General features: G+C 68.2%; 24 protein-coding genes. 9 read left to right on the forward strand and 15 right to left on the reverse strand.

Going from position 1 to position 25,100, the window contains the following annotated elements; genetic code table 11:
• Positions 1-35: 35 nt before the first annotated feature.
• Entirely contained in the window at positions 36-1,316 is a 1,281-nt protein-coding gene (locus I9P22_RS06065) for a DUF1223 domain-containing protein (protein WP_233253243.1), read from the reverse strand.
• A gap of 255 nt (positions 1,317-1,571) precedes the next feature.
• Here I9P22_RS06065 and acnA point away from each other — a divergent pair, with 255 nt between their 5' ends.
• Positions 1,572-4,343, forward strand: coding sequence for an aconitate hydratase AcnA (gene acnA, locus I9P22_RS06070; RefSeq protein ID WP_199258463.1), 2,772 nt, complete (start codon positions 1,572-1,574; stop codon positions 4,341-4,343).
• 158 nt (positions 4,344-4,501) lie between these two features.
• On the opposite strand, the gene I9P22_RS06075 is transcribed toward acnA, so the two are convergent.
• Together I9P22_RS06075 and rpsD are read right to left on the reverse strand one after the other, a co-directional pair.
• The gene (locus I9P22_RS06075; protein WP_199258464.1) at positions 4,502-5,107 is read right to left on the reverse strand and encodes a hypothetical protein; all 606 of its coding nucleotides are present in this window, start codon (positions 5,105-5,107) and stop codon (positions 4,502-4,504) included.
• 205 nt (positions 5,108-5,312) lie between these two features.
• On the reverse strand, positions 5,313-5,933 hold the full coding sequence (gene rpsD / locus I9P22_RS06080) for a 30S ribosomal protein S4 (RefSeq protein WP_011750529.1): 621 nt from the start codon (positions 5,931-5,933) through the stop codon (positions 5,313-5,315).
• Positions 5,934-6,128: 195 nt separating this feature from the next.
• Here rpsD and I9P22_RS06085 point away from each other — a divergent pair, with 195 nt between their 5' ends.
• The 5 genes from I9P22_RS06085 to I9P22_RS06105 all read left to right on the forward strand — a co-directional run bounded on the left by I9P22_RS06085 (position 6,129) and on the right by I9P22_RS06105 (position 9,989).
• Positions 6,129-6,500 carry a HesB/IscA family protein gene (locus I9P22_RS06085; RefSeq protein ID WP_199258465.1) on the forward strand — a complete coding sequence of 124 codons (372 nt, stop codon included), beginning with the start codon at positions 6,129-6,131 and terminating at the stop codon, positions 6,498-6,500.
• Positions 6,501-6,612: 112 nt separating this feature from the next.
• Complete coding sequence (gene tpiA / locus I9P22_RS06090; RefSeq protein WP_199258466.1) at positions 6,613-7,347, forward strand: triose-phosphate isomerase; 735 nt, start codon at positions 6,613-6,615, stop codon at positions 7,345-7,347.
• Between the two features lie 132 nt (positions 7,348-7,479).
• Positions 7,480-8,526, forward strand: a complete 1,047-nt coding sequence (locus tag I9P22_RS06095; RefSeq protein WP_199258467.1) for a methionine ABC transporter ATP-binding protein — start codon at positions 7,480-7,482, stop codon at positions 8,524-8,526.
• Positions 8,516-9,190: a methionine ABC transporter permease gene (locus tag I9P22_RS06100; protein WP_199258468.1), complete on the forward strand. Its 675-nt coding sequence runs from the start codon at positions 8,516-8,518 to the stop codon at positions 9,188-9,190. The genes I9P22_RS06095 and I9P22_RS06100 overlap by 11 nt, the downstream gene beginning before the upstream one ends.
• A gap of 16 nt (positions 9,191-9,206) precedes the next feature.
• On the forward strand, positions 9,207-9,989 hold the full coding sequence (locus tag I9P22_RS06105; RefSeq protein WP_199258469.1) for a MetQ/NlpA family ABC transporter substrate-binding protein: 783 nt from the start codon (positions 9,207-9,209) through the stop codon (positions 9,987-9,989).
• Positions 9,990-10,097: 108 nt separating this feature from the next.
• Here I9P22_RS06105 and I9P22_RS06110 read toward each other — a convergent pair whose 3' ends face one another.
• Entirely contained in the window at positions 10,098-11,600 is a 1,503-nt protein-coding gene (locus I9P22_RS06110; protein WP_199258470.1) for an acetyl-CoA hydrolase/transferase family protein, read from the reverse strand.
• Between the two features lie 126 nt (positions 11,601-11,726).
• Positions 11,727-12,152 carry a DoxX family protein gene (locus I9P22_RS06115; RefSeq protein WP_199258471.1) on the reverse strand — a complete coding sequence of 142 codons (426 nt, stop codon included), beginning with the start codon at positions 12,150-12,152 and terminating at the stop codon, positions 11,727-11,729.
• Between the two features lie 111 nt (positions 12,153-12,263).
• On the opposite strand from I9P22_RS06115, the gene I9P22_RS06120 reads away from it, so the two are divergent.
• The gene (locus I9P22_RS06120; protein ID WP_199258472.1) at positions 12,264-13,175 is read left to right on the forward strand and encodes a LysR family transcriptional regulator; all 912 of its coding nucleotides are present in this window, start codon (positions 12,264-12,266) and stop codon (positions 13,173-13,175) included.
• On the opposite strand, the gene I9P22_RS06125 is transcribed toward I9P22_RS06120, so the two are convergent.
• From I9P22_RS06125 to coxB, 10 genes are all read right to left on the reverse strand, one after another.
• Positions 13,138-14,538 carry an FAD-binding oxidoreductase gene (locus tag I9P22_RS06125; protein WP_199258473.1) on the reverse strand — a complete coding sequence of 467 codons (1,401 nt, stop codon included), beginning with the start codon at positions 14,536-14,538 and terminating at the stop codon, positions 13,138-13,140. The genes I9P22_RS06120 and I9P22_RS06125 overlap by 38 nt on opposite strands.
• Positions 14,538-15,119: a GNAT family N-acetyltransferase gene (locus tag I9P22_RS06130; protein WP_199258474.1), complete on the reverse strand. Its 582-nt coding sequence runs from the start codon at positions 15,117-15,119 to the stop codon at positions 14,538-14,540. The genes I9P22_RS06125 and I9P22_RS06130 overlap by 1 nt, the downstream gene beginning before the upstream one ends.
• The gene (locus tag I9P22_RS06135) at positions 15,119-16,384 is read right to left on the reverse strand and encodes a M16 family metallopeptidase (protein ID WP_199258475.1); all 1,266 of its coding nucleotides are present in this window, start codon (positions 16,382-16,384) and stop codon (positions 15,119-15,121) included. The genes I9P22_RS06130 and I9P22_RS06135 overlap by 1 nt, the downstream gene beginning before the upstream one ends.
• On the reverse strand, positions 16,381-17,769 hold the full coding sequence (thrC, locus tag I9P22_RS06140; RefSeq protein WP_199258476.1) for a threonine synthase: 1,389 nt from the start codon (positions 17,767-17,769) through the stop codon (positions 16,381-16,383). Before thrC ends, I9P22_RS06135 begins: the two co-directional genes overlap by 4 nt.
• A 9-nt stretch (positions 17,770-17,778) precedes the next feature.
• Positions 17,779-18,450 carry an SURF1 family protein gene (locus tag I9P22_RS06145; protein ID WP_199258477.1) on the reverse strand — a complete coding sequence of 224 codons (672 nt, stop codon included), beginning with the start codon at positions 18,448-18,450 and terminating at the stop codon, positions 17,779-17,781.
• Between the two features lie 64 nt (positions 18,451-18,514).
• Positions 18,515-19,339: a cytochrome c oxidase subunit 3 gene (locus I9P22_RS06150; RefSeq protein ID WP_199258478.1), complete on the reverse strand. Its 825-nt coding sequence runs from the start codon at positions 19,337-19,339 to the stop codon at positions 18,515-18,517.
• A gap of 34 nt (positions 19,340-19,373) precedes the next feature.
• Positions 19,374-19,958 carry a cytochrome c oxidase assembly protein gene (locus tag I9P22_RS06155; protein WP_199258479.1) on the reverse strand — a complete coding sequence of 195 codons (585 nt, stop codon included), beginning with the start codon at positions 19,956-19,958 and terminating at the stop codon, positions 19,374-19,376.
• Positions 19,955-20,224 (reverse strand): hypothetical protein, encoded by a 270-nt coding sequence (locus tag I9P22_RS06160; protein WP_199258480.1) that lies wholly within the window; start codon positions 20,222-20,224, stop codon positions 19,955-19,957. The genes I9P22_RS06155 and I9P22_RS06160 overlap by 4 nt, the downstream gene beginning before the upstream one ends.
• Complete coding sequence (gene cyoE, locus I9P22_RS06165) at positions 20,224-21,141, reverse strand: heme o synthase (RefSeq protein ID WP_199258481.1); 918 nt, start codon at positions 21,139-21,141, stop codon at positions 20,224-20,226. Before cyoE ends, I9P22_RS06160 begins: the two co-directional genes overlap by 1 nt.
• A gap of 9 nt (positions 21,142-21,150) precedes the next feature.
• Positions 21,151-22,047 carry a cytochrome c oxidase subunit II gene (gene coxB, locus I9P22_RS06170; protein ID WP_199258482.1) on the reverse strand — a complete coding sequence of 299 codons (897 nt, stop codon included), beginning with the start codon at positions 22,045-22,047 and terminating at the stop codon, positions 21,151-21,153.
• 162 nt (positions 22,048-22,209) lie between these two features.
• Here coxB and tldD point away from each other — a divergent pair, with 162 nt between their 5' ends.
• Positions 22,210-23,631 (forward strand): metalloprotease TldD, encoded by a 1,422-nt coding sequence (gene tldD / locus I9P22_RS06175; protein WP_199258483.1) that lies wholly within the window; start codon positions 22,210-22,212, stop codon positions 23,629-23,631.
• A gap of 105 nt (positions 23,632-23,736) precedes the next feature.
• The gene (gene dprA, locus I9P22_RS06180; protein ID WP_199258484.1) at positions 23,737-24,996 is read left to right on the forward strand and encodes a DNA-processing protein DprA; all 1,260 of its coding nucleotides are present in this window, start codon (positions 23,737-23,739) and stop codon (positions 24,994-24,996) included.
• Positions 24,997-25,100: the final 104 nt, after the last annotated feature.

Raw genomic sequence — 25,100 nt, forward strand, 5'->3', positions numbered from 1 at the left:
TTTGCCCCGGGGGCGGGCGCGACGCAAGCCGCGCGTCAGTCCAGCCGGATCGCCGCCAGGATCGGCCCGCTGGCCGAGCGCGGATCGCCTTCGCCCAGCTCCTGCGCCAGGATGGCGTGGCGGGTGTCGGCGGGGAAGGCATCGCCGCTGCGCGGACCCGGTTTCACCGTCAGGCGCAGAGGCGTCCGGCCGTCCCATTCCGCGATGCGCTCGGCCGCCAGCACCACGTTGCGATAGTCCAGCGCCATGCCGCGATTTTCGCCGGCCTTGATCTCGACCCGGCGGGCGGGCGCATAGCGCACCAGGATGATCGCCACCCGGTCGCGGATGGCGCCGCGCGGCGTCAGCTCGATGCGATAGCCGCCCTCGCCCCGGCGGCTGGAGGAGACCAGCACCATGGGCGGGCGGGCCATCTGCGCCTGCAGCAGCCCCATCAGCTCGGCCGGGCGCAGGGCGATCAGCGTGTCGGTGCCGCCCACGACCATCTGCGGGGTATAGATGGCGCGCTCGCCCGACTGATGGGCATAGGCCTGCTGGCGGCGGGTGAATTCGGGGCGGGCGAACTCGTCGGCCCAGCCGAGATAGTCCCAGTAATCGACATGCCAGGACAGGGCCAGCACGTCCTCGCGCTCGGCCAGGTCGGCCAGCATCTCGTCGGCCGGCGGGCAGGAGGAGCAGCCCTGCGAGGTGAACAGCTCGACCACCACCGGCGGGTGGTCGATGGGGCCGAACATCCGCCGCGCCTGCACCTCGGCAAAGGAGACCATGCCCGACGCGGCGAAATCGCCGACCTGCATGCCCGGGGGCAGCAGGTCGGCGGGCATGCCGGGCAGGCCCTCGGGCGCCTCGATCAGCCCGATCACCCCGTCATCCGCGGGCTCGGATCCGGCGCCGGCGGGCGGGACGGGAACGGCGGGGACGGCAAAGGGATCTGCGGTGGGGACGGCGAATGGATCCGCGCCGGGATCGGCAAGGGAATCGCCGGAGGGATCGGTGATCGCCGGCTCGCCGGTCGGAGCATCCGGGGCGTCCGGCCCGGTCCCGTCCGGCCCACCCTGCCTGATCCCACCCGTTGCGGGGCCGATCCCCGCCGCGGGATCCGCATGCGGGTCGGCGGAAAATCCGGAAAGGCCGGGGCCGTCAGAACCGCCGGGACCACCTGCCCCACCCGGCCCGGCGCCCTGCGCCAGCAGCGGGCCGGCCGCCCCGATCACCATGATCCAGGCCGCGCAGGCCATGCCCAGAAGCCGGGCCTGCCGCCGCCCCTGCCGTCCCGATCGCCCCCGAGATGTCGTCTTGTCGCGCGTCAACGCCATGTTCCGTGCATTCCCGGCCCTTCCGATCCGCCTCAGCTAACCCGCCGGCCCGGGGAACGACAAATCAATGCTTTGTTAGCTCGGCGTTCCCGCAGCGTGACCGTGATGGAAAACCCACATCTTGCAGATGCAGCGGAAAATTGGCATACAATTGCATACAAAGCCTGCCCCGCCCCTTGAACCCCATCCGGAAAAGGGGCAAATGGCAGGCAGCACCGCCATTCAGCCACCTTTTCAAGAATAGGGAGCCGAGTCATGCCCATCGAAACCGGAACCGACACCGCAAGGACGCGCCGCCAGCTCGAGGTGGGCGGCTCGACCTATGCCTATTACTCGATCGACGCCGCGACGGAAGCGGGCCTGGGCGATTTCTCGAAGCTGCCGGCTTCGCTGAAGGTCGTGCTCGAGAACCTGCTGCGCTTCGAGGATGGCGGCCGCACGGTCAGCGTGGATGACATCAAGGCCTTTGCCGAATGGGCGGAAAAGGGCGGCCAGAACCCGCGCGAGATCGCCTATCGCCCTGCCCGGGTGCTGATGCAGGACTTCACCGGCGTTCCGGCGGTGGTGGACCTGGCGGCGATGCGCGACGGCATCAAGGCGCTTGGCGGCGACCCGCAGAAGATCAACCCGCTGAACCCGGTGGACCTGGTCATCGACCATTCGGTGATGATCGACGAATTCGGCACCCCCCGCGCCTTCCAGCGCAACGTCGAGCTGGAATACGAGCGCAACCTGGAACGCTATACCTTCCTGAAATGGGGGCAGAACGCCTTCAACAACTTCCGCGTCGTGCCTCCGGGGACGGGCATCTGCCACCAGGTGAACCTGGAATACCTCGCCCAGACCGTCTGGACCGATACCGACCAGAAGGGCGAGACCGTCGCCTATCCCGACACGCTGGTCGGCACCGACAGCCATACCACCATGGTCAACGGCCTGGCGGTCCTGGGCTGGGGCGTCGGCGGCATCGAGGCCGAGGCGGCGATGCTGGGCCAGCCCATTTCCATGCTGATCCCCGAGGTGGTCGGCTTCAAGATCACCGGCGCGCTGCGCGAGGGCGTGACCGCCACCGACCTGGTGCTGAAGGTCGTGCAGATGCTGCGCAAGCACGGCGTGGTCGGCAAGTTCGTCGAGTTCTACGGCGACGGCCTTGACCACATGCCGCTGGCCGACCGCGCCACCATCGCCAACATGGCCCCCGAATACGGCGCCACCTGCGGCTTCTTCCCGATCGACAACGAGACCCTGCGCTATCTGCGCCAGACCGGCCGCGACGAAGCCCGCATCGCCCTGGTCGAGGCCTATGCCAAGGAAAACGGCTTCTGGCGCGGCGCCAATTACGCGCCGGTCTACAGCTCGACGCTGGAGCTGGACCAGGGCGATGTCGTCCCGGCGATCTCGGGCCCCAAGCGGCCGCAGGACCATGTCGCGCTGACCGACTCGGCCTTCGAGTTCCGCAAGTATATCTGCGGCACCCGCAAGCTGCCCGAGCCCACCGTCGCGGCCGAGAAGCGCTGGAACGGCGAAGGCGGCGCCCCCGCCCCCAGCGACCTGCCCGGCCATCACGAGGGCTACAAGTCCGGCCCGGTCGAGGGCCAGGACTACCAGTTGCACGACGGCTCGGTGGTGATCGCTGCGATCACCTCCTGCACCAACACCTCGAACCCCTATGTGCTGATGGCCGCGGGCCTTGTCGCCCGCAAGGCCCGCGCGCTTGGGCTGACCCGCAAGCCCTGGGTCAAGACCTCGCTGGCCCCCGGCTCGCAGGTGGTGGCGGAATATCTGGAAGCGGCGAACCTGCAGGACGACCTGGACGCGCTCGGCTTCAACCTGGTCGGCTTCGGCTGCACCACCTGCATCGGCAACTCGGGGCCGCTGCAGCCGGAAATCTCGAAGTCGATCAACGAGAACGACCTGGTGGCGGTCTCGGTCCTCTCCGGCAACCGCAACTTCGAGGGCCGCATCTCGCCCGACGTGCGGGCGAACTACCTGGCCTCGCCGCCGCTGGTCGTGGCCTATGCCATCGCCGGGGACATGAACATCGACCTGACCACCGAGCCCCTGGGCCATGGCAAGGACGGCCAGCCGGTGTTCCTCAAGGACATCTGGCCCACCTCGAAGGAAGTGGCGGAACTGGTCGAGACCGTCGTCACCCGCGAGATGTTCCAGGAGAAATACGCCGACGTGTTCAAGGGCGACGAGCGCTGGCAGGCGGTCGAGGTCACCGACAGCGAGACCTATGACTGGCCGCCGACCTCGACCTATATCCAGAACCCGCCCTATTTCCAGGGCATGTCCAGGGAAAAGGGCACGATCCACAACATCCACGGCGCCCGGATCCTGGCGCTGCTGGGCGACATGATCACCACCGACCACATCTCGCCGGCCGGCTCGTTCAAGCCGACCACGCCCGCGGGCAAATACCTGACCGAGCGCCAGGTCGCACCCAAGGACTTCAACAGCTACGGCTCGCGCCGCGGCAACCACGAGGTGATGATGCGCGGCACCTTCGCCAATATCCGCATCAAGAACGAGATGCTGGACGGCGTCGAGGGCGGCTACACCAAGGGCCCGGATGGCGGCGAGACCTCGATCTACGACGCCGCCATGGCCTACAAGGCGGCCGGCATCCCGCTGGTCGTGGTGGGCGGCATCGAATACGGCGCCGGCTCGTCGCGCGACTGGGCAGCAAAGGGCACCAACCTCTTGGGCGTCAAGGCGGTCATCGCCGAGAGCTTCGAGCGCATCCACCGCTCGAACCTGGTCGGCATGGGCGTGATCCCCTTCGAGTTCACCGGCGGCGACAACCGCAAGTCGCTGGGGCTCAAGGGCGACGAGGTGATCTCGATCGACGGTCTGGAAGGCGATTTCAAGCCGCTGTCGCTGGTGCCCTGCACCATCCGCTATGCCGACGGCACCGAGAAGGTGATCCAGCTCAAGGCCCGCGTCGATACCGAGGTGGAGATCGAATATCTCGAGAATGGCGGCGTGCTGCATTACGTGCTGCGCAACCTGGCCCGGGCCTGATCTGCATTCCCGGCGAACGCACAACGGGCCGTCCCTTCGGGGGCGGCCTTTTCGCTTCCCGCGCGGCTGCATGGGTATTTGGGGAACGAAGAAACCGGCACGCCGCAAGGCGGCGGCATGCGGGTTTGGGAAAGGCTGAACGGGGCTGAGGGCCGCGCCTATTCCTCGGCGCAATACCACATGGTGCCGCCCACCGCGGCCGAGCCGATCACCATCGAGCCGACCGCCACCGGAGAGGCCGCCATGCCCATGGCTGCCGCCCCCGCCGCCTCGAGCGTGCCGACCATCTGGCCCGAGCCCGCCGCCAGGATCGTGGCACCGGGCCGCTGCGTCACCGCCTCGTAGCCGGCCACCGCCAGCGCATTGGCGCTGCGGAAGGTCGCCTGCCGCGCCGCGTTCACCCTTTCGCAGAAGGTCTTGCGGCATAGCGCATTGCCCTTGCGCGGACCCTTCCGCGCGCCGATATAGGTGTCGTTCTGCTGGTCCCAGAGCAGGCAATAGCTGCCGTCGTCGGCCATGGCGTTGCGCCGCAGGATCTCGCGCAGGGTGACATAGCCGGGGCACGAGATCCGCCCCCAGCCCGAAAAGTTCTTTTCGAGCCGCCCGACATTCTCGCGGAATTCGGCATCGCGGACATAGTTGATCGCGGTCTTCTCGCCCGCGATCGAGGTCTCGCAGGTCCAGAGCCGCTCCTCCTTCGCAGGCTTCTCCTGTGCCGCTGCCGGCAGCGCCAGCACCGCCATCAAAACCGCCACAAGCCGCATCGCATCCTCCGAGATCTGTCCGCGCCGCCCCTCATTCCAGACCGCGGGCCGGTGCTGCAATCCACAGGATCGTTACCGACCCGGTTGTGGCCCTGGGGGCACGGCCCGCGCCTTCTTTGCTCCCCAAATACCCAAGCGACAGCGCCGAAAAGCGAAAAGGCCGCCCCCGAAGGGACGGCCCTGCAACTCGTCTGATCCGAAACGATCAGTTCTTCGCGTAGAATTCGACGACCAGATTCGGCTCCATCTGCACGGCATAGGGCACGTCGCCCAGGGCCGGGGTGCGCACGAAGGTCGCGGTCATCTTGTTGTGGTCCACTTCCAGGTAGTCCGGCACGTCACGTTCGGCCAGGCCGACCGATTCCAGCACGATGGCCAGCTGACGCGACCGCTCGCGGATCGAGACGACATCGCCCTCTTTCACGCGATAGGAGGCGATGTTCACGCGCTTGCCGTTCACCTCGACATGGCCGTGGTTCACGAACTGGCGGGCAGCGAAGATGGTCGGCACGAACTTGGCGCGATAGATCACCGCGTCCAGGCGACGCTCCAGCAGGCCGATCAGGTTCTCGCCGGTATCGCCCTTGACGCGCTCGGCCTCGGCATAGATGCGGCGGAACTGCTTCTCGGTCAGGTCGCCATAGTAGCCCTTCAGCTTCTGCTTGGCGCGCAGCTGGGTGCCGAAATCCGACAGCTTGCCCTTGCGGCGCTGGCCATGCTGGCCCGGGCCGTATTCGCGGCGGTTGAGCGGCGACTTGGCGCGGCCCCAGATGTTCTCGCCCATGCGGCGGTCGATCTTGTACTTGGCAGCGGTGCGTTTGGTCATCGCTGATCTCCTTCTTTATGTTATGTTCTCGAAGGGCGTTGTCCTTTGGCATATTGCCCGACAGGATTCCCCTTGCGGGGTCCACCAACACCAATGAAGCGGCGCTTATAGCCGCCCCGCGCCCGGTGTCAAGCACCCCTTGAGCGGCGGCCCCGTTGCTCCTAAATGAGAGACAGCGAACAGAAAAGGCCCGAGATGTTTTCGATCCCCGGCAAATCCCCCGTGACCATCACCCAGGCGGCCGAGCGGCAGATCGCCCGGCTGATGGCCCAGAAATCCGCCAGCGGGCTGCGCATCGGCCTGAAGAAGGGCGGCTGCGCCGGCATGGAATACACCATGGAACTGGCCGAGGCCGCCGCCCCCGGCGACGAGGTGGTCGAACAGGGCGCGGCGCGGGTGCTGATCGCCCCCACCGCGCAGATGTTCCTGTTCGGGACCGAGATCGACTATGAAAGCGGACTGCTGGAATCCGGCTTCAGGTTCCGCAACCCCAATGTCACCGACAGCTGCGGTTGCGGCGAATCGGTCAGTTTCGCGCCGCTGGAAGGCGCACGCGCCAAAGCCTGAGGGTTTTTCCGGCGCGTTAGCGCCCCCATCGCCCGCCGCGTCTTGATCGCACCGGATCCCCGGCCTAATCCCCTGCCAGACCATGACAAGCATGACTTAGGGAGAGAGGCTGATGGCCCCGCGCAAATTCGCCGCCGGCAACTGGAAGATGAACGGAACCCTGGCCTCGCTGGCCGAGATCGACCGGCTGCTGGCCGACCACCCGGCGCCCGGCTGCGAGGTGCTGATCTGCCCGCCCGCGACGCTGATCCAGGCCGTGGCGGCCAGGGGCATCGCCACCGGCGGCCAGGATTGCCATGCGAAAGCCTCGGGCGCGCATACCGGCGACATCGCCGCCCAGCAGCTCAAGGACGTGGGCGCGAGCCATGTCATCCTCGGCCATTCCGAGCGCCGCACCGACCATGCCGAGACCGACGCCCAGGTCGCCGGCAAATCCGTCGCCGCGCATGAGGCCGGCCTCGTCGCGGTGATCTGCGTCGGCGAGACCGAGGCGCAGCGCGATGCCGGCGAGACCCTCGCGGTGATCTCGGCCCAGCTTTCCGGCTCGGTCCCGGATTGCGCCACGGCCGCGAACACGGTGATCGCCTATGAACCGGTCTGGGCCATCGGCACCGGCCGCACGCCGACCAGCGGCCAGATCGCCGAGGTCCACGCCCTGATGCGCGAGCGCCTGTCGGCGCGCTTCGCCGACGGCGCCGATTTCGCCCTGCTCTATGGCGGCTCGGTCAAGCCCGGCAATGCGGCCGAGATCTTCGCCATCCCGCATGTGAACGGCGCACTGGTCGGCGGCGCCAGCCTGAAGGCCAGCGACTTCGGACCGATCATCGCCGCGCTTTCCGCAGCGTAACGGACCGGAAGGGAACGCCATTCCATCCGAACCCTCCGGTTTGGAATGGCATTGCCGTTTTGCGACCCGCCTGCCCCTTGCCAAGCCCGGCCCGCCGGGCATAGGTCTCGCCTGACATTCAAGGCAGGGGCAATGACAGGGCCGGCAATCTCATTCCAGGGCGTGACCCGCCGCTATCCGCAAAAGGGCGGCGGCGACGTGGTGGCGCTGCACGACATCTGGCTGGACGTGCCGCAGGGCGCGATCACCGGCATCATCGGCCGTTCGGGCGCCGGCAAGTCGACGCTCTTGCGCATGGTGAACGGGCTGGAGCGCCCCAGCGCCGGCAAGGTGATCGTGAACGACCACGACGTCGGCGCCGCCTCGGATGCCGGCCTGCGCCGCATCCGGCGCGAGGTCGGGATGATCTTCCAGCATTTCAACCTGCTGGCCAGCCGCACCGTGGCGGAAAACATCGCCCTGCCGCTGGAGATCGCCGGCGAGGACCGCGCCCGGATCGCCCCCCGCGTCGCCGAGCTGATCGAGCGCGTCGGCCTGACCGCCCAGGCCGGCCGCTACCCGGCAGAGCTCTCGGGCGGGCAGAAGCAGCGCGTCGGCATCGCCCGGGCGCTCGCCACCGGCCCGCGGGTGCTCTTGTCGGACGAGGCGACCTCGGCGCTCGACCCCGACACCACGCGGCAGGTGCTGGACCTGCTGCAGGCCATCAACCGCGACCTCGGCCTGACCATCCTGCTCATCACCCATGAGATGGCGGTGGTGCGCGACATCTGTTCCCATGTCGCGGTGATCGAGGCCGGCCGCATCGTCGAGACGGGCGAGACCTATGCGGTGTTCTCGAAACCCGCCCATGCCACCACGCGCTCGTTCCTGACCGGGGTGACCGGCGTCGCGGTGCCGCAATTCGTCGCCCATCGCATGCAGGAGACACCGCAGAGCCCCGAGGCCGAAGCGGTGCTGCAGATCACCTTCATCGGCAGTCACGCCACCGACCCGATGCTGGCGCGGCTGACCGCCGAGCGCGGCGTCAGCGTGAACATCCTGGCCGGCGCCATCGAGGAGATCGGGACCAGGCCCTTCGGCAGCCTGATCGTCGCCCTGCCCGCCCAGCGGCTCGAGGAAGCGCGCCGCTTCCTGGAAGAACACGGGCTTCTGACCGAGGTGCTTGGCCATGTCGGCTAACCTGATCCCGATCCTGTGGCAGGCGACGCTGCAGACGCTCTACATGGTCGCCACGTCCACGCTGCTCGGCACGCTGATCGGCGGGCCGCTGGGCGTGTTCCTCGCCACCTCGCGCCGGGGCGAGCTGCTCTCGGCGCCCTGGCTGAACACCGTGCTGGGGCTGATCGTGAACGCGGCGCGCTCGACGCCCTTCATCATCCTGGTGGTGGCGATCATCCCCTTCACGCGGCTGATCGCCGGCACCTCGATCGGCACTACCGCCGCCATCGTGCCGCTGACCATCGCGGCCGCCCCCTTCATCGCCCGCCTGATCGAGACCGCGATCCGCGAGGTCGATGCCGGCCTGATCGAGGCCGCCCGGGCCATGGGCGCCACGCCCGGCCAGATCGTGCGCAAGGTGCTGATCCCCGAGGCCATGCCCGGCATCATCCTGGGCCTGACGCTCGCCGTGGTCAGCCTGATCGGCTATTCGGCCATGGTCGGCGCGGTGGGCGGCGAGGGCCTGGGCGATCTCGGCATCCGCTACGGCTACCAGCGCTTCATGCCCGAGGTGATGCTGGCCGTCGTGGTGATCCTGATCGTGCTGGTGCAACTGGTGCAATCGGCCGGCGAATGGATCGCCGCCCGTTTCGACAAGCGCGCGCCCCGCAACCGGGGCCGATAACCTGAAAGGACATCCCATGCGCAAATTCAGCCTTGCTGCCCTGACCTCGGCGCTCGCCCTCTCCGCGACCCTGGCCGCGGCCGAGGAAATCAAGGTCGGCGTCTCGCCCGGCGAGCATGGCGAGATCATGGAAGAGGTCGCCAGGGTGGCCGAGGCCAAGGGCCTGACCATCGACATCGTCGAATTCACCGATTACGTGGTGCCGAACCAGGCGCTGGCCGATGGCGACCTGCAGGCCAACAGCTTCCAGCACCAGCCCTATCTGGACAACCAGATCAAGGATCGCGGCTTCGAGCTGGTCAGCATCGCCAAGACCATCACCACGCCGATGGGCGTCTATTCGGAAAAGCTGAAATCGCTGGACGAGCTGCCCGAGGGCGCCCAGGTCGCGATCCCCAACGACCCGACCAATGGCGGCCGCGCGCTGCTGCTCTTGCAGGACAAGGGCGTGATCACGCTGGCCGACGGCACCGGCCTGACCCCCTCGCCGCTGGACGTGACCGGCAACCCGAAGAACCTGAAGTTCCTGGAACTCGACGCCGCGCAGCTGCCGCGCGCGCTGGCCGATGCCGACATCGCCGTGATCAACACCAATTACGCGCTGGATGCCGGCCTCAACCCGAACGAGGACGCCATCGCCATGGAAAAAGCCGACAGCCCCTATGCCAACATCATCGTGGTGCGCAAGGGCGACGAGGACGCGCCCTGGGCCAAGCAACTGGTCGAGGCCTATCACGACCCGGCGGTGAAGCAGTTCATCGAGGAGAAATACCAGGGCGCCGTCATCCCGGCCTGGTGATCTTCACTGTTTTCCAAATACTCCGGGGGAGTCGCGGCACGCGACGGGGGCAGAGCCCCCACCCCGCGCCACAAGAAAAGCGCCCCGCCACATTGGCGGGGCGTTTCCTCATTCCGGCCTCATGCTGCCGCTGCGGCGCAGCCGGTCATGCCAGGACAGCGCCTCCTCGATCAGATGCGGCGTATGGCCGCCGCGCGCCAGCGCCCGCGCGTGGTAATCCGCCAGCGCATCGCGCCATTCCGGGGCCACGCAGTTCTGCAGCACCACCCGCGCCCGCTCGCGCGGCGCCAGCCCGCGCAGGTCGGCCAGCCCCTGCTCGGTCACCAGGATGTCCACGTCATGCTCGGTATGGTCGACATGGCTGACCATCGGCACCACCGAGGAGATCCGCCCGTCCTTGGCCATGGATTTCGTGACGAAAACCGACAGATAGGCGTTCCGCGCGAAATCGCCCGAGCCGCCGATGCCGTTCATCATCTGCGTGCCCATGACATGGGTCGAGTTCACGTTGCCGTAAAGGTCGAATTCCAGCGCCGTGTTGATGCAGATCAGCCCCAGCCGCCGCACCACCTCGGGATGGTTGGAAATCTCCTGCGGACGCAGCACCAGCCGCGGCTTGAACTCGTGGAACCGCGCCATCACGTCGCGGTATTTCGGCGCCGAGAGCGTAATCGAGGAACCCGAGGCAAAGACCATCTTGCCGGCATCCATCAGGTCGAAGGTCGAATCCTGCAGGACTTCCGAATACATGGTCAGGTCGTGGAACGGGCTGTCGATGAAGCCGTGCAGCACCGCGTTGGCGATGGTGCCGATGCCGGCCTGCAGCGGGTGCAGGTGGCTCGGCAGCCGGGAATGCGCCACCTCGTGCTTCAGGAATTCGGTCAGGTGGCCGGCGATGGCCCGGGTCTCGGCATCCGGGTCCAACACGGTCGAGGACGAGTCGAGCTTGGTCGAGACGACGATGGCCGCGATGCGCTCGGGCGGCACCGGGATGAAGGGAAAGCCCACCCGACTTTCCGGCGTCACCACCGGGATCGGCGTGCGGGTGGGGCGATAGGTGGGGATATAGATATCGTGCAGCCCCTCCAGCGCCTCGGGCTGGCTCAGGTTGATCTCGACGATCACCTTTTCCGCCAGCAGCGCGAAGCTGGCCGAATTGCCGACCGAGGTGGTGGGGACGATGCCGCCGGTCTCGGTGATCGCCACCGCCTCAACGATGGCGATATCCACCGGCGGCAGCTGGCAGGTGCGCAGCTGCTCGACCGTCTCGGAAAGGTGCTGGTCGATATACATCACCTCGCCGGCATTGATGGCGCGGCGCAGCGCCGGATCGGACATGAAGGGGATGCGGCGCGACAGCACCTGCGCCTCGGCCAGCGTCTTGTCGAGATCGTTGCCCAGCGACGCCCCGGTCATCAGCGTCACCTTCAGCGGCTGGCGCTTCGCGCGTTCGGCCAGCGCCAGCGGCACCGCCTTGGCCTCGCCCGCGCGGGTAAAGCCCGACATGCCCAGCACCATGCCGTCGCGGATCAGGCTTGCCGCCTCTTCGGCGCTGACCACGCGCTCGCGCAGAGCCTTGTGGCGAATGCGGTGAAGGTGATCCTCGGTCATGGCAGCCTCCCTGAACTGGGCGGGATGATTAGAGCCATCGCGCAAGGCTGACAAATCAACCCAGCCATGCACGCAAGGAAAGGCCGGCCCCAAGGCCGGCCGTGGCAAGATCGTTTCGCGCAGGGCTCAGCGGCGCCGGCCCAGCGACCAGGCCCCGTCGCCCAGCAGCGCCAGCGCCACCATGGTCACGGCCCAGAGCACCGGATATTCCCAGCCGCCGCCCGGATTGCTGAAGGTGAAACCCGCGCCGCCATGGCCGAACCAAGCCGCGCCCAGCAGCACGGCGGCCAGCGCCAGCGCGACCTGGCGGGTGAAGATACCGGCGATCAGCGCCAGCCCGCCCAGGATCTCGGCCAGCATGGTCAGCGGGCCCAAGATGCCGGGCAGGCCGATGGACTGGAAATAGCCGGCGGTGCCCGAGGGCGTGAAGACCAGCAGCTTGATCAGCCCGTGGACCAGGAACCAGGTCCCAGTCGAGGCCCGCAGGATGAAGGCGGCGAGGTCGGCATTGCGCTCGGCCAGGGCCGGGGCGCTTTGGTTAAGGTCGGTCATGATGTGTTTCCTTGCAACTGTTCGCGTGTCCGTTGCCCGACAGATAGCCCTTGGCGATTGTCGCGAAAATTGCCATATTCATGGAAATATTGTCGCCGATACGGGGATGGAATGGACAGGATCGACGGCATCCGCGCCTTTGTCGCCGTGGTCGATGCCGGCTCGTTCACCCGGGCAGGCGAGCGGCTGGGGATCTCGAACAAGCTGGTCAGCAAATATGTCGCGGCGTTGGAGGGGCAGCAGGGCGTCACGCTTCTGAACCGCACCACCCGCGCCCTGTCGCTGACCCCCGCGGGCGAGCGTTATCTGGCGGCGGCCCGCCGGGTGCTGGCGGCGGTCGAGGAACTGGACGCGCAGGCCCATGCCGAGGAGGGGGTGCTGACCGGGCGGCTGCGCATCTCGGCCCCGGTGGCCTTCGGCGAGATGTTCGCCACCACCCTGACCCGCGACTTCACCGCCGGCCATCCGGGGATCGAGATCGACCTGAACCTAACCGACCGCTATGTCGATCTGGCGGCCGAGGGTTTCGACCTGGCGCTGCGCATCGGCCAGCTTGCCGATTCCAGCCTGATCGCCCGCCGCATCGGCCAGGCCGAGGCCTGGGCGGTGGCCAGCCCCGCCTATCTGGACAGGCATCCGCGCCCCGCCCGCCCCGAGGAACTGCGCGAGCATGTCAACATCCGCGACAGCAATACCCAGAATCCCGGCCGGGCGATCTTCCTGATCGAGGGCAAGGCGGTCAGCATCCCCCTGCCCGGCCGCATCACCGTGAACAGCGCCCAGGCCGTGCGGCAACTGGTGCTGGAGGGCGAGGGCGTGGCGATGATCCCGAATTTCATCGTCGCCCGCGACGTGGCCGAGGGCCGGCTGCAGCGGCTTCTGCCGGATTTCCAGCGGCCGCAGCTGGACATCCAGGCGCTCTATCTGCCGCAGCCCTTCATGCCGCCGCGGCTTTCGGCCTATCTGGACCACCTTCGGGCGCGGCTTACGCCGCTGCTGAAAGCACCGCGCCCGGATTCATGATGCCCAGCGGGTCCAGCGTGGCCTTGATCGCCCGCATGGCCGCCAGCCGCGCCGGATCACCCCAGCGTTCCAGGTCGCCGGTCTTCAGCCGCCCCACCCCGTGCTCGGCCGAGAAGGAGCCGCCGCGATCCACCACCATCTGGTGCACCAGTTGCGACAGCGCCTTGCGCCGGTCGTCGTAATCCGCGCGCTTGCGGCCCGGGGCCGGGAACAGGTTGTAATGCAGGTTGCCGTCGCCCAGATGGCCGAAGCAGTTGATGCGCAGCCCCTCGCCCGCCAAGGCCGCGCCGGCGTCGCGGATGAAGCCGGCGATTTCCGACAGCGGCAGGCTGATGTCATGGCTGGCGACGGCGCCGATGCGGCGGTTCGCCTCGGGGATATGTTCGCGCAAGTGCCAGAAACCGGCGGCCTGCGCCCCCGATTGCGCAATCACGCCGTCGATGACCAGGTCGCGCTCCATGGCGTCGATCAGCAGCCCCTCCAGCGCGGATTCGGGGGCCAGCTCCTCGGGCAGGCCAACCTCGACCAGCACCGACCATTCGGCGCCGGGCAGCGGCTGGCGGATCTCGGGCAGCACCTCGGCCAGAAAGGCCAGCCCCTGCCCGCCGATCAACTCGAAGGCGGTGACGCCGCCGGCCATGCGCCCCTCGGCCAGCGACAGCAGCGTCAGCGCCGCCTCGGGCGAGGGCACCTGCAGCATGGCGGTGCCGATCCCTGGCGGCGGCACCACCAGCTTGAGGCTGGCGGCGGTGACGATGCCCAGCGTGCCCTCGGCGCCGATCAGCAGGTCGCGGATGTCGTAGCCGGTATTGTCCTTGCGCAGCCGCTTCAGGTCGTGGACGACCGAGCCGTCAGGCAGCACCGCCTCGATCCCCAGGCACAGCGCCCGCGCCGTGCCATAGCGCAGCGCGGTGACACCGCCGGCATTGGTCGCAAGGCAGCCGCCGATGGCCGCGGTGCCCTGGCTGGCCAGCGACAGCGGGAACAGCCGCCCCGCCGCCTCGGCCGCGTCACGCACGGCCTGCAGGGTCATGCCGGCCTCGGCCACCAGCACGTTCTCTTCGGGCCAGATGCCGCGCAGCGCGGTCATCCGCTCCAGCGACAGGATCAGCGGCGCCGGGCCGTCCGGCATTACCTGACCGGCGACCAGGCCGGTGCCACCGCCGCGCGGCACGATGCCGACGCGGGCCGCGGCGCAGGCGCGGACCACGGCGGCGACCTCATCCGTGCTGCGCGGCGCGGCGACCAGCCCGGCCCGGCCCAGATAGCGGCCGCGCGGCTCCTCCAGATAGGCGGGCGTCACCTCGCGCAGCACGCCTTCGGGCAGGCGGGCGGACAGCGTTTCATCGGCGGGGTTCAGCATCAGCGCACCTCGGTCTTGCCGCGCCGGTCGTGGCGCAGGTTGGAGTAAAGCACATGGTTGCGCCAGCGCCCGTTGATCTGCAGGTAGCTTTGCGCCACGCCCTCGTATTTGAAGCCCGCCCGTTCCAACACCCCGCGCGAGGGGGTGTTCTCGGGCAGGCAGGCGGCCTCGATGCGGCTCAGGTCCATCTCGGTGAAGGCGTGCTGCACCAGCGCGCCGATGGCTTCGCGCATGTAGCCCTGCCGGGCGAAGGGCTGGCCGATCCAGTAGCCGATGGTCGCCGATTGCGCCGGGCCGCGGCGGATGTTGTCCAGCGTGATCGCCCCCAGCAGCGTGCCGTCGCGGCGGATCAGGAACAAGGGCAGCGCCGTGCCGTTGCGGCTGGCGCGTTGCGCCCAGTAGACCCGGTTGGTGAAGCTGCGCTTCGACAGGTGGTCGGGGGCCCAGACCGGCTCCCACGGGGCCAGGAAGGCGCGGCTTTCGACGCGCAGCGCCACCCAGGGCCCGAAATCCGCATGCACCGGCAGGCGCAGCTCCATCCGCTCGGTTTCCAGACGCGGCGGACGGCGGCGCGAGAACATCAGGCGGCAAGCCTTTCAGCCAGCACCTCGCGCGAGGGCGCGCGCTCGACCGGGCCGTAAAGCGCCAGCGCCGGGCGGGCATCGGCGATCAGCTGTCCGGCATGGGCGCGGATATCGGCGACGGTCACGGCGTCGATGCGCTCGGCCACCTCGGCGGGGTCGGGCACCCGGCCCCAGATCGCCAGCGAGCGCGCCATGCGCTCGGCCTGGCCGGTCGGGCTTTCCAGCCCCATCAGCAGCCCGGCCTTGAGCTGCGCGCGGGCGCGGGCCACCTCGGCCTCGGTCATGTCCTCGGCCGAGCGCTTCAGCTCGTCCACGGTCAGCGTCGCCAGATCGGCGATCTGCTCGCCCGAGGTGCCGGCATAGATCGTCACCATGCCGGTATCGTCGTGGAAGCCGCTTTGCGCGAAGATCGAATAGCACAGCCCCTTTTCCTCGCGCAGCTTCTGGAACAGGCGCGAGGACATGCCGCCCCCCAGCACCGAGGTCCAGATCTGCGCGGCGTAGAAATCCGGCGCCTGATAGCCCGGCCCCTCGAAGGCCAGCGCGAAATGCGCCTGTTCCAGCCCCTTGACGCGGCGCGCCTCGGCGCCCTGCCAGCGGGCGGGCTCGCGCGTGGTCAGCTTGCGGGCCGGCAGGTTGCCGAAGATCGCCTCGACCTGGCGCAGGATGCGGTCATGGTCCACCGCGCCGGCGGCGGCCACGATCATGCGCTCGGGGCCGTAATGCTCGGTGATGAAGCCCGACAGGTCGGCACGGTCGAAGCGGCTGACCCGCTCGGCCGGACCCAGGATGGTGCGGCCCATGGGCTGGTTCGGATAGGCCGCCTCTTGCAGCCAGTCGAAGATCACGTCGTCGGGCGTGTCCAGCGCCTGGCCGATCTCTTGCAGGATCACGCCGCGCTCGACCTCGATCTCGCGCTGGTCGAAAACCGGATTCATCACGATATCCGAGATCACGTCCAGCGCCAGCTCGACATCCCCCGCCAGCACCCGCGCGTAATAGGAGGTCACGTCGCGCGAGGTATAGGCGTTGATATAGCCGCCGACATTCTCGATCGACTCGACGATTTCCAGCGCGCTGCGCCGGGCGGTGCCCTTGAAGGCCATGTGTTCCAGGAAATGGGCAATGCCGTTCTGCTCGGCGCGCTCGTCGCGGCAGCCGGCATTGACCCAGATGCCGATGGCGGCGGAATGCAGGCCGGGCATGTCGCGGCTGACGACGCGCAGGCCGTTGGGAAGGGTGCTGATGCGGATCTGGCTCACACGGTTCTCCGTTCAAGGATCAGCGATTTGATGGCCTCGGCGTCGTTTGCGATCCGGGTGATGCGCTCGTCGCGCTCGAACAGGTCGGCCATATGCGGCGGCAGGGGCGGGCGGATGCCGGTGGCGGCCTCGACCGCATCGGGGAATTTCGCCGGATGCGCGGTGGAAAGCGAGACCATCGGCACGCCCGGCCGCAGATGCTCGCGCGCCACCTTCACGGCGACGGCAGTATGCGGGCAGATCACCTCGCCCGTCTCCTCGCGGATGGTGGCGATCGTCGCCGCGGTTTCCGCCTCGGATGCGCGGCCCGAGACATAGGTCTCGCGCAGCGCCTGCAATGCGCCCTGGCTGATGGCGAAGCCGCCGGATTTCAGTTCCTCCATCAGCGCCGCCACGGCATTGCCGTCCTGGCCATAGGCCAGCCACAGCGCGCGCTCGAAATTCGAGCTGACCTGGATGTCCATCGAGGGGCTGATCGAGGGCCGGGCGGCGCCCACCCGGTATTCGCCGCCGGTCAGCGCCCGGTGCAGGATGTCGTTCTGGTTGGTGGCCACGACCAGCCGGCCGATGGGCAGGCCCATGGCCTTGGCGATGGAGCCGGCGAAGACATCGCCGAAATTGCCGGTCGGCACGGTGAAGTCCACCGCGCGGCCCGGCGCGCCCAGGCTGACGGCGGCGGTGAAGTAATAGACGATCTGCGCCAGCACCCGCGCCCAGTTGATCGAGTTCACGCCGGCAAGCCCCACCGCGTCGCGGAAACCGTGGTCGTTGAACAGGTCCTTGAGCCGCGCCTGGCAGTCGTCGAAGGTGCCGTCGACGGCCAGCGCATGGACATTCGCCTCGGAGGGCGTGGACATCTGCCGGCGCTGCACCTCGCTGACGCGGCCATGCGGATACATGATGAACACGTCGACGTTGGGCAGGCCCTTGAACGCCTCGATGGCGGCCGAGCCGGTGTCGCCCGAAGTCGCGCCCAGGATCGTCACCCGCTGTCCCGAGCGCGCCAGCGCCAGCTGGAACAGCTGGCCGATCAGCTGCATGGCAAAGTCCTTGAAGGCCAGGGTCGGGCCGTGGAACAGCTCCAGCAGGTGATGGCCGGGGGCAAGCTGGACCAAGGGCGCGCGGGCGACATGGTCGAAGCCCCGATAGGCGCGGGCGATGGCGTCCCGCAACTCGGCATCGCCGAAGCTTTCGCCGACGAAGGGGCTGGTGACGCGGCGGGCGACCTCCTCATAGGGCAGGCCCTCGAAACCGGCGATCTCCTCGGCCGAGAACATCGGGACGGCTTCCGGCAGGTAGAGCCCGCCGTCCCGCGCCAGCCCGGTCATCATCGCCTGTTCGAAGTCCAGGACCGGAGCCCGCCCCCGAGTCGAAACGTAACGCATCGCGTCCCCCTAGAATTGCCGCTGCCTGATACGCCAGATCAGCGCCACTGTCATCCCTGCCCAGACCGCAGCGATCATGAACCATTGCACGGCATAGCTCAGGTGGTTGTTCGGGATGCCCTCGACCGCGACCGGGATCGGCTGCACACCCTGGGCGTCGCCGCGAACCTCGGCCGCGACCACCAGGATCGGTTCGGTCCCCAGCCGCGCGGCCATGGCCGGCACGTCGCGGGCGAACCAGACGTTCTCGGACAGGTTGGGATCGGGCGTGGCGCTGCCCTTCTCGTCGGGCCAGTGCAGGTTGCCCGCCACCTCCAGCCGCGTGGGCGGGCGCGGATCGCGCTTGCGGTCCTGATCGACGAAGCCGCGGTCCAGCAGGATCCTGCGACCGTCATCGGTGACGAAGCCCGAGACGACCTGATAGCCGCCGCCGGATTCGCGTGTGCCGGAGAGCACGTCGATCTCTTCCCCGGTGGTCCGGCCCGAGACCAGCACCGGCTGGTATTTCATCGACGGGTCCACCGCCGCCGGCAGGGGCACGGGCTGGCCCATGATGCGGTCCTGGATCTGGGCGATCATGCCCTCCTTCCAGTCCAGCCGCTTGAGCTGCCAGAGGCCGAGCGAGATCAGGATGGCGCAGCCCAGCACGCCGACGATCAGCGGGAACAGGTATCGGCGCATGGCGGGCCTCCAAAGCAAACGGCGCGGGAACTGCCGTCCCGCGCCGTGGAAATCTCTGTCGGGATCAGCGGCCCCAGATATAGATGACGACGAAGAGGAACAGCCAGACCACATCGACGAAGTGCCAGTACCAGGCCGCGGCCTCGAAGCCGACATGCTGTTCCTGGGTCATCTGGCCGCGCAGCAGGCGGATCAGGCAGACGAACAGGAAGATCGTGCCGATGATGACATGCGCGCCGTGAAAGCCGGTGGCCATGAAGAAGGCGCCGGCATAGACGGTGTCGGCCAGGCCGAAGGCGGCGTGGCTGTATTCATAGGCCTGCAGCCCGGTGAAGAACAGGCCCAGGATCACCGCGACGATCAGGCCGTTGATGGTGGTCTTGCGGTCGCCCTCGTGCACGAAGGCATGGTGCGCCCAGGTCACCGCGACGCCCGACAAGAGCAGGATCAGCGTGTTGATCAGCGGCAGGTGCCAGGGGTCGAAGGTGACGATGCCCTCGGGCGGCCAGACGCCGTCCTTGATCGGGCTGTCCGGCCCCATCGGATACATGGCGTTCTTGATGAAGGCCCAGAACCAGGCGACGAAGAACATCACCTCGGACATGATGAACAGGATGAAGCCGTATTGCAGGCCGATGCGCACCACCGGGGTATGCTCGCCCGTCTCGCCCTCGTTCACGACATCGGCCCACCAGCCGAACATGACGTAGAGCACGCCCACCAGACCGATCAGGAACATCCACGGCCCCTCGACCGGAAGCCCGAGGATCGAGATGCCCTTCATCCAGGCGACCGCGCCGGTCAGCATCACGAAGGCGCCGATCGCGCCGAAGAACGGCCAGATCGATGGCGGCAGGATCTGATAGTCGTGGTTCTTTACATGGGCCATGGCTGCATTTCCGGCTGTTGCTGGTTCTTGTTGCTCAATTTACGGTCCGTTCCGCCTTCGCGTCCAGCGCCGCCTGTTTCGGCGCCGGCGGGTCGGTCCGGTGGAAGGTATAGGACAGGGTGATGTCACGGATGCGCCCGGCATCGCGGTCTTTCACCAGTTCGGCATCGACGAAGAAGCTGACCGGCATCTCGATCCGCTCGCCCGGGGCGAGCGTCTGCTCGGTAAAGCAGAAGCACTGGATCTTGTTGAAGAAATAGCCGGCGGCATCAGGCGCGACATTATAGCTGGCGGTGCCGGTGATGGTCTCGTCGGTATTGTTGACCGCCTCGTAGAAGGCGATGGCGTTCTCGCCGATGCGCAGTTCCATCTCGCGCTGCAGCGGGCGGAAGGTCCAGCCCAGGTTGTCGTCCACATTGGCGTCGAAGCGCACGCGGATCTTCTCGTCCAGCACGGTGTCCGAGGCCGCCTCAGCCACGTTGGTGGTGCCGGCAAAGCCAGTGACGCGGCAGAACCAAGAATAGAACGGCACCGCCGCCCAGCTCAGTGCACCCATCAGCACCACGATGCCGGCCAGCATGGCGACGGTGCGCCCGTTGGATCCGGGCCTGGCGGTCATTGGCCTGCCTCCGCTGCGCCACCCTGCTCGGCCGCCGGGGTGCCCGGCGCCGCGACGGGCGCGGAATTGCGCGCCGGCGGGTTCGGGTCGGCGGGCAGCATCGAGGCGCGCGGGCGGTGATCGTAACCCTGCATCATGTCGCCCTGGGTGATCTTGACCACCGAAAGCCCGAAGACCAGCGCCACGAAACCCAGCAGCACGACCAGAAGGCCGATGTTGCGGCTGCGCCGGCGCTTGTGCAGTTCATGCTCGACCTGGGGCAGCATCACCATCCCCCCACCCAATGCTGGATCAGCAGCGCCAGGAAATGCAGGAAGGTGTAATAGAGCGACAGGCGGAAATAGCGCTTCTCGACCTTGTAGCCGTCGGCCTGGGCCTGCTCCTCGCTGCGGCGCAGGATGCGCCAGCCGCCGGCGATGAACAGCGCGTTCAGCACCACCGAGACCGCCATGTAGAGCGGGCCGCCAACCGAGGTGAGGCCCAGCCAGATCGCGAAGGGCGCCAGCACCAGCGTATAGGCGAAGATATGGCGGCGCGTCACCTTGCGGCCGTGGGTCACGGTCAGCATCGGCACGCCGGCCTTGGAGTAATCCTCCTTCATGAACAGCGCCAGCGCCCAGAAATGCGGCGGCGTCCAGAAGAAGATCAGCGCGAACATCAGAAGCGGTTCCAGGCCGATGCCGCCGGTGGCGCAGGCCCAGCCGATCATCGGCGGGAAGGCCCCGGCCGCGCCGCCGATGACGATGTTCTGCGGCGTCGAGCGCTTCAGCCAGATCGTATAGACCACGGCATAGAAGAAGATGGTAAAGGCCAGGAAGCCGGCCGCGAACCAGTTCGCCGCCAGCCCCAGCATCATCACCGACAGGCCGGACAGCGCGATCCCGACCGCCAGCGCCTCGTCCGGGGCGACGCGGCCCGAGGGCACGGGACGGCCGGCGGTGCGCTTCATCACCGCGTCGATATCGGCGTCATACCACATGTTGAGGGCGCCCGACGCCCCGCCCCCCAGCGCGATGAACAGCACCGCGCAGAAGGCGACGAAAGGGTTGACCGGCTGCGGCGCGATCCACAGCCCGACAAAGGCCGTGAACACCACCAGCGACATGACGCGCGGCTTCAGCAGCGCGACATAGTCGCCGAAGCCCGCCTCTGCGGGCCCCTCATATGCGTTGATATCGGCCACGGCCCGACCTTACTCCGCCAGGGCCAGCTGGACGGGCTTCGCCGGCAGGTAATCCGAGGCATCGGCGGCGAATTCTTCCTTCGCACCGGCCAGCCAGGCGTCGTATTTCTCCTGGCTGACGGCCTTGACCACGATCGGCATATAGGCGTGGTTGATGCCGCACAGCTCCGAACACTGGCCGAAATAGACGCCTTCCTGATCGACCTCGAACCAGAGCTGCGCGATGCGGCCCGGCACGGCGTCCTGCTTGACGGCAAAGGCCGGGACGGTCCAGCTGTGGATCACGTCGGTGGCGGTGACCTGCACCAGCACCTTCTTGCCCACCGGCACCACGACCGGATTGTCGGCGGCGAGCAGGTATTCGTCCTCGGAATAGCCGGCATCCGCCAGCGCGTCCTTTTCCAGCATCAGCGCGTCGAAGGCGATGCCGTCATTGGGATATTCATAGGACCAGTACCACTGGTGGCCGATGGCCTTGATCACCAGGTCCGGGTCGTTCGGCATCTCCTGGCTGCGGAACAGGATCGGCAGCGAGAAGGCGCCGATGGCCACCAGGATCAGCACCGGAACCAGGGTCCAGATCACCTCGATCGGGGTGTTGTGGGTGAAGCGGGCCGGCACCGGATTCGCCCGGCGGTTGTAGCGCAGGATGCAGATCAGCAGCAGCAGGCAGACGAAGATCGTCACGGCGGTGATGATGTAGAGCACGAAATGATCCAGCCATTGCTGGTCATGCGCCAGCGGGCTCGAGGCCGGCTGGAAACCCATTCCACCATTATGCGGCTTGCCGATCACCGGCAGCTCGCCCAGCACGTCCTGCGCCATGGCCGGAATGGCCGCCATCGCTGCAAGTCCAAGGCCAGTTACCGCCGCCACTGCGCGGCGCATCGTCGCAATTGCCATCATCCCATCCCGTTGCCTATCATGCCGCCGGCAGGCCATGACTCCTCGGACCGCCGGCATTCGGTGCTGCACCAGAACCATATCTTACCCCGCCGGGCAAGCCTATAGCTATCGACTTGCTACCAAAAAACCCCTAGGCGAGGCATCCAGGCAAGGATCGGCCCCATGACAGACGCTGTGTTTTCCCCCTTCGAAACCCATCTCGATCAGGACCGCGCGCTGCGCATCCTGCAATCGGCGCTGGCCGGTGCAGAGGATGGCGATCTGTTCCTGGAACGCTCGCGCTCCGAGGCGCTGGTCTTCGACGACGGCCGCCTGCGCACCGCCAGCTACGATGCCGAGCAGGGCTTCGGCCTGCGCGCCGTGCGCGGCGAGGTCACCGGCTACGCCCATTCGACCGAGATCGACGAGGCGGCGCTGAAGAAGGCCGCCGAGACGGTGCGGCTGGCGGTCGGCGACGGCGGCGGCACCCTGGCCCTGCCCCCGAAGGGCGAGATCCGGCGGCTCTACGCGCCCGTGGACCCGGCCGCAACCGTGCCCTTCGCCGCCCGCGTCGCCCTGCTGCGCGAGATCGACGCCTTCGCGCGCGGGCTCGACCCGCGGGTGGTGCAGGTCTCGGCCAGCATCGCCACCTCGGTGCAGGAGGTGGCGATCCTGCGCCCCGAAGGGGGGCTTGCCACCGACATCCGGCCGATGGCGCGGCTGAACGTCTCGGTGATCGTGGAATCCAACGCCCGCCGCGAATCGGGCACCGCCGGCGGCGGCGGCCGCGTCGCGCTGGACGGGCTGGTCGCGCCCGAGCACTGGCAGGACCTGGTGCGCGAGGCGCTGCGCATCGCGCTGGTCAACCTGCGCTCGGTCCCCGCCCCGGCCGGGGTGATGGACGTGGTTCTGGGCCCCGGCTGGCCCGGCATCCTGCTGCACGAGGCCGTGGGCCACGGGCTGGAAGGCGATTTCAATCGCAAGGGCCATTCCGCCTTTGCCGGGCTGATGGGCCAGCGCGTCGCGGCGCCGGGCGTGACCGTGGTGGACGACGGCACCATCCCCGACCGACGCGGCTCGATCTCGGTCGATGACGAGGGCACGGCGCCCGGCCGCAACGTGCTGATCGAGGACGGGATCCTGGTCGGCTACATGCAGGATCGCCAGAGCGCCCGGCTGATGGGTGTCGCGGCGACCGGCAACGGCCGGCGACAGAGCCATGCCCATGCGCCGATGCCGCGCATGACCAACACCTTCATGCTGGCGGGTTCGGAAGACCCGGCTTCGATCCTCGCCGGGCTCGAGGACGGGATCTATGCCGTTGGTTTTGGCGGCGGCCAGGTGGACATCACCAACGGCAAGTTCGTGTTCTCCTGCACCGAGGCCTACCGGGTCAGGAACGGCCAGGTCGGCGATCCGATCCGCGGCGCCACGCTGATCGGCGACGGCGCCACCGCCTTGCAGCAGATCCGCGCCATCGGCAACGACCTGTCGCTGGACCCGGGAATCGGCAATTGCGGCAAGCAGGGGCAATGGGTTCCGGTCGGTGTCGGCCTGCCCACGCTGCGCATCGGCGGCCTGACCATCGGCGGTTCCGCGGCGTGATTGCCTTTCCTTTCATGCGGTTGAAGGAATATTTCCGCGGCTAACCCATTCTTAACCATTGCCATGCCATGACTCGGCCTGCGGATGAGGCAAAGGCATGGGATCATGGCAGGACCGCTTTCTTTCGACCCCCACCACACCCCACTCACCCCGAAGGGGAACGGGCTTGCCGCCCTGCGCCTCATCCGCTCTCGCAAGGTCGGGCCGGCGACCTTCCATCGGCTGCTGGCCGAGCATGGCAGCGCCGAGGCGGCGCTGGACGCGCTGCCGGACATCGCCCGCGCCGCCGGAATCGCGGATTACGCCCCCTGCCCCGCCGCCGTGGCCGAGGCCGAGATCGCGGCCGGCCATCGCGCCGGCGCCCGGCTGCTCGGCTGGGACGATCCCGACTATCCGCCGCTGCTGCGCGCGGTGGCCGAAGCGCCGCCGGTGCTTTGGGTGCGCGGCCAGCTTGCGGTGCTGGACCGCCTGCCGGTGGCGGTGATCGGGGCGCGCAATGCCTCGTCTCTGGGACTGCGCATGGCGCGCGGCATGGCCGCGGGCCTGGCGCAGGAAGGGGCGGTGGTCATCGCCGGGCTGGCGCGCGGCATCGACACCATCGCGCATGAGGCGGCGCTGAGCACCGGCACCATCGCGGTCATGGCCGGCGGCATCGACATGATCTATCCCGGCGAGAACGCCTCCCTGGCCGAATCGATCTGCGAAACCGGGCTGCTGGTCACCGAGCAGCCCCCGGGGACCGAGCCGGTCGCCCGGCATTTCCCGGCCCGCAACCGCATCATCTCGGGCCTGTCGCGGGCCGTGGTGGTGATCGAGGCCGCGCATCGCTCCGGCAGCCTGATCACCGCGCGCTGCGCCCTCGACCAGGGGCGCGAGGTCATGGCGGTGCCCGGCCATCCGATGGATGCGCGGGCGGGCGGCTGTAACGCCCTGATCCGCGACGGCGCGCTTCTGGTGCGCAATTCCGCCGATGTGCTGGCCGCGCTGCAGGCGAATGCCGCCCCGGTCGAAGTGCCAAGCCTGGCGGCGGAACCCGTTCGGAAGACTGCCGCTGCCCCCGCAAAGGAATCCGCAACGAAACCCGGCAAGGCGCGGACGATGCAACCTGCCGCCGTGGCAAGCCGTCTGGCAGAGCTGGGTCATCATCCAGCCCCGTCCCCCGCCACGCCACCCGCGCAAGGCGGGCCGGCGGCGCTCGAGGCACGGATCCTCGCCCGGCTGGGGCCAAGCCCGACCGAGGAAAACATGCTGATCCGCGACCTGGGGGTGTCCGCCGCCGTCATCGCCCCGGCCCTGCTGACGCTGGAGCTTGCCGGTCGCGTCCAACGCCTGGCCGGCGGGAAACTGGCGCTGATCGGCGCCTGAACCACCCCGCGGAGAATATCGGCCCGATCCTGCCATCACGGCCCGGTCACGCGGTTGTTGGGGAACCCCGGCTTTCGGCTCCGGGTTTGGCCGCAGCAACGCGA

The organism is Paracoccus binzhouensis, from assembly GCF_016446475.1.
Taxonomy (GTDB): domain Bacteria; phylum Pseudomonadota; class Alphaproteobacteria; order Rhodobacterales; family Rhodobacteraceae; genus Paracoccus; species Paracoccus binzhouensis.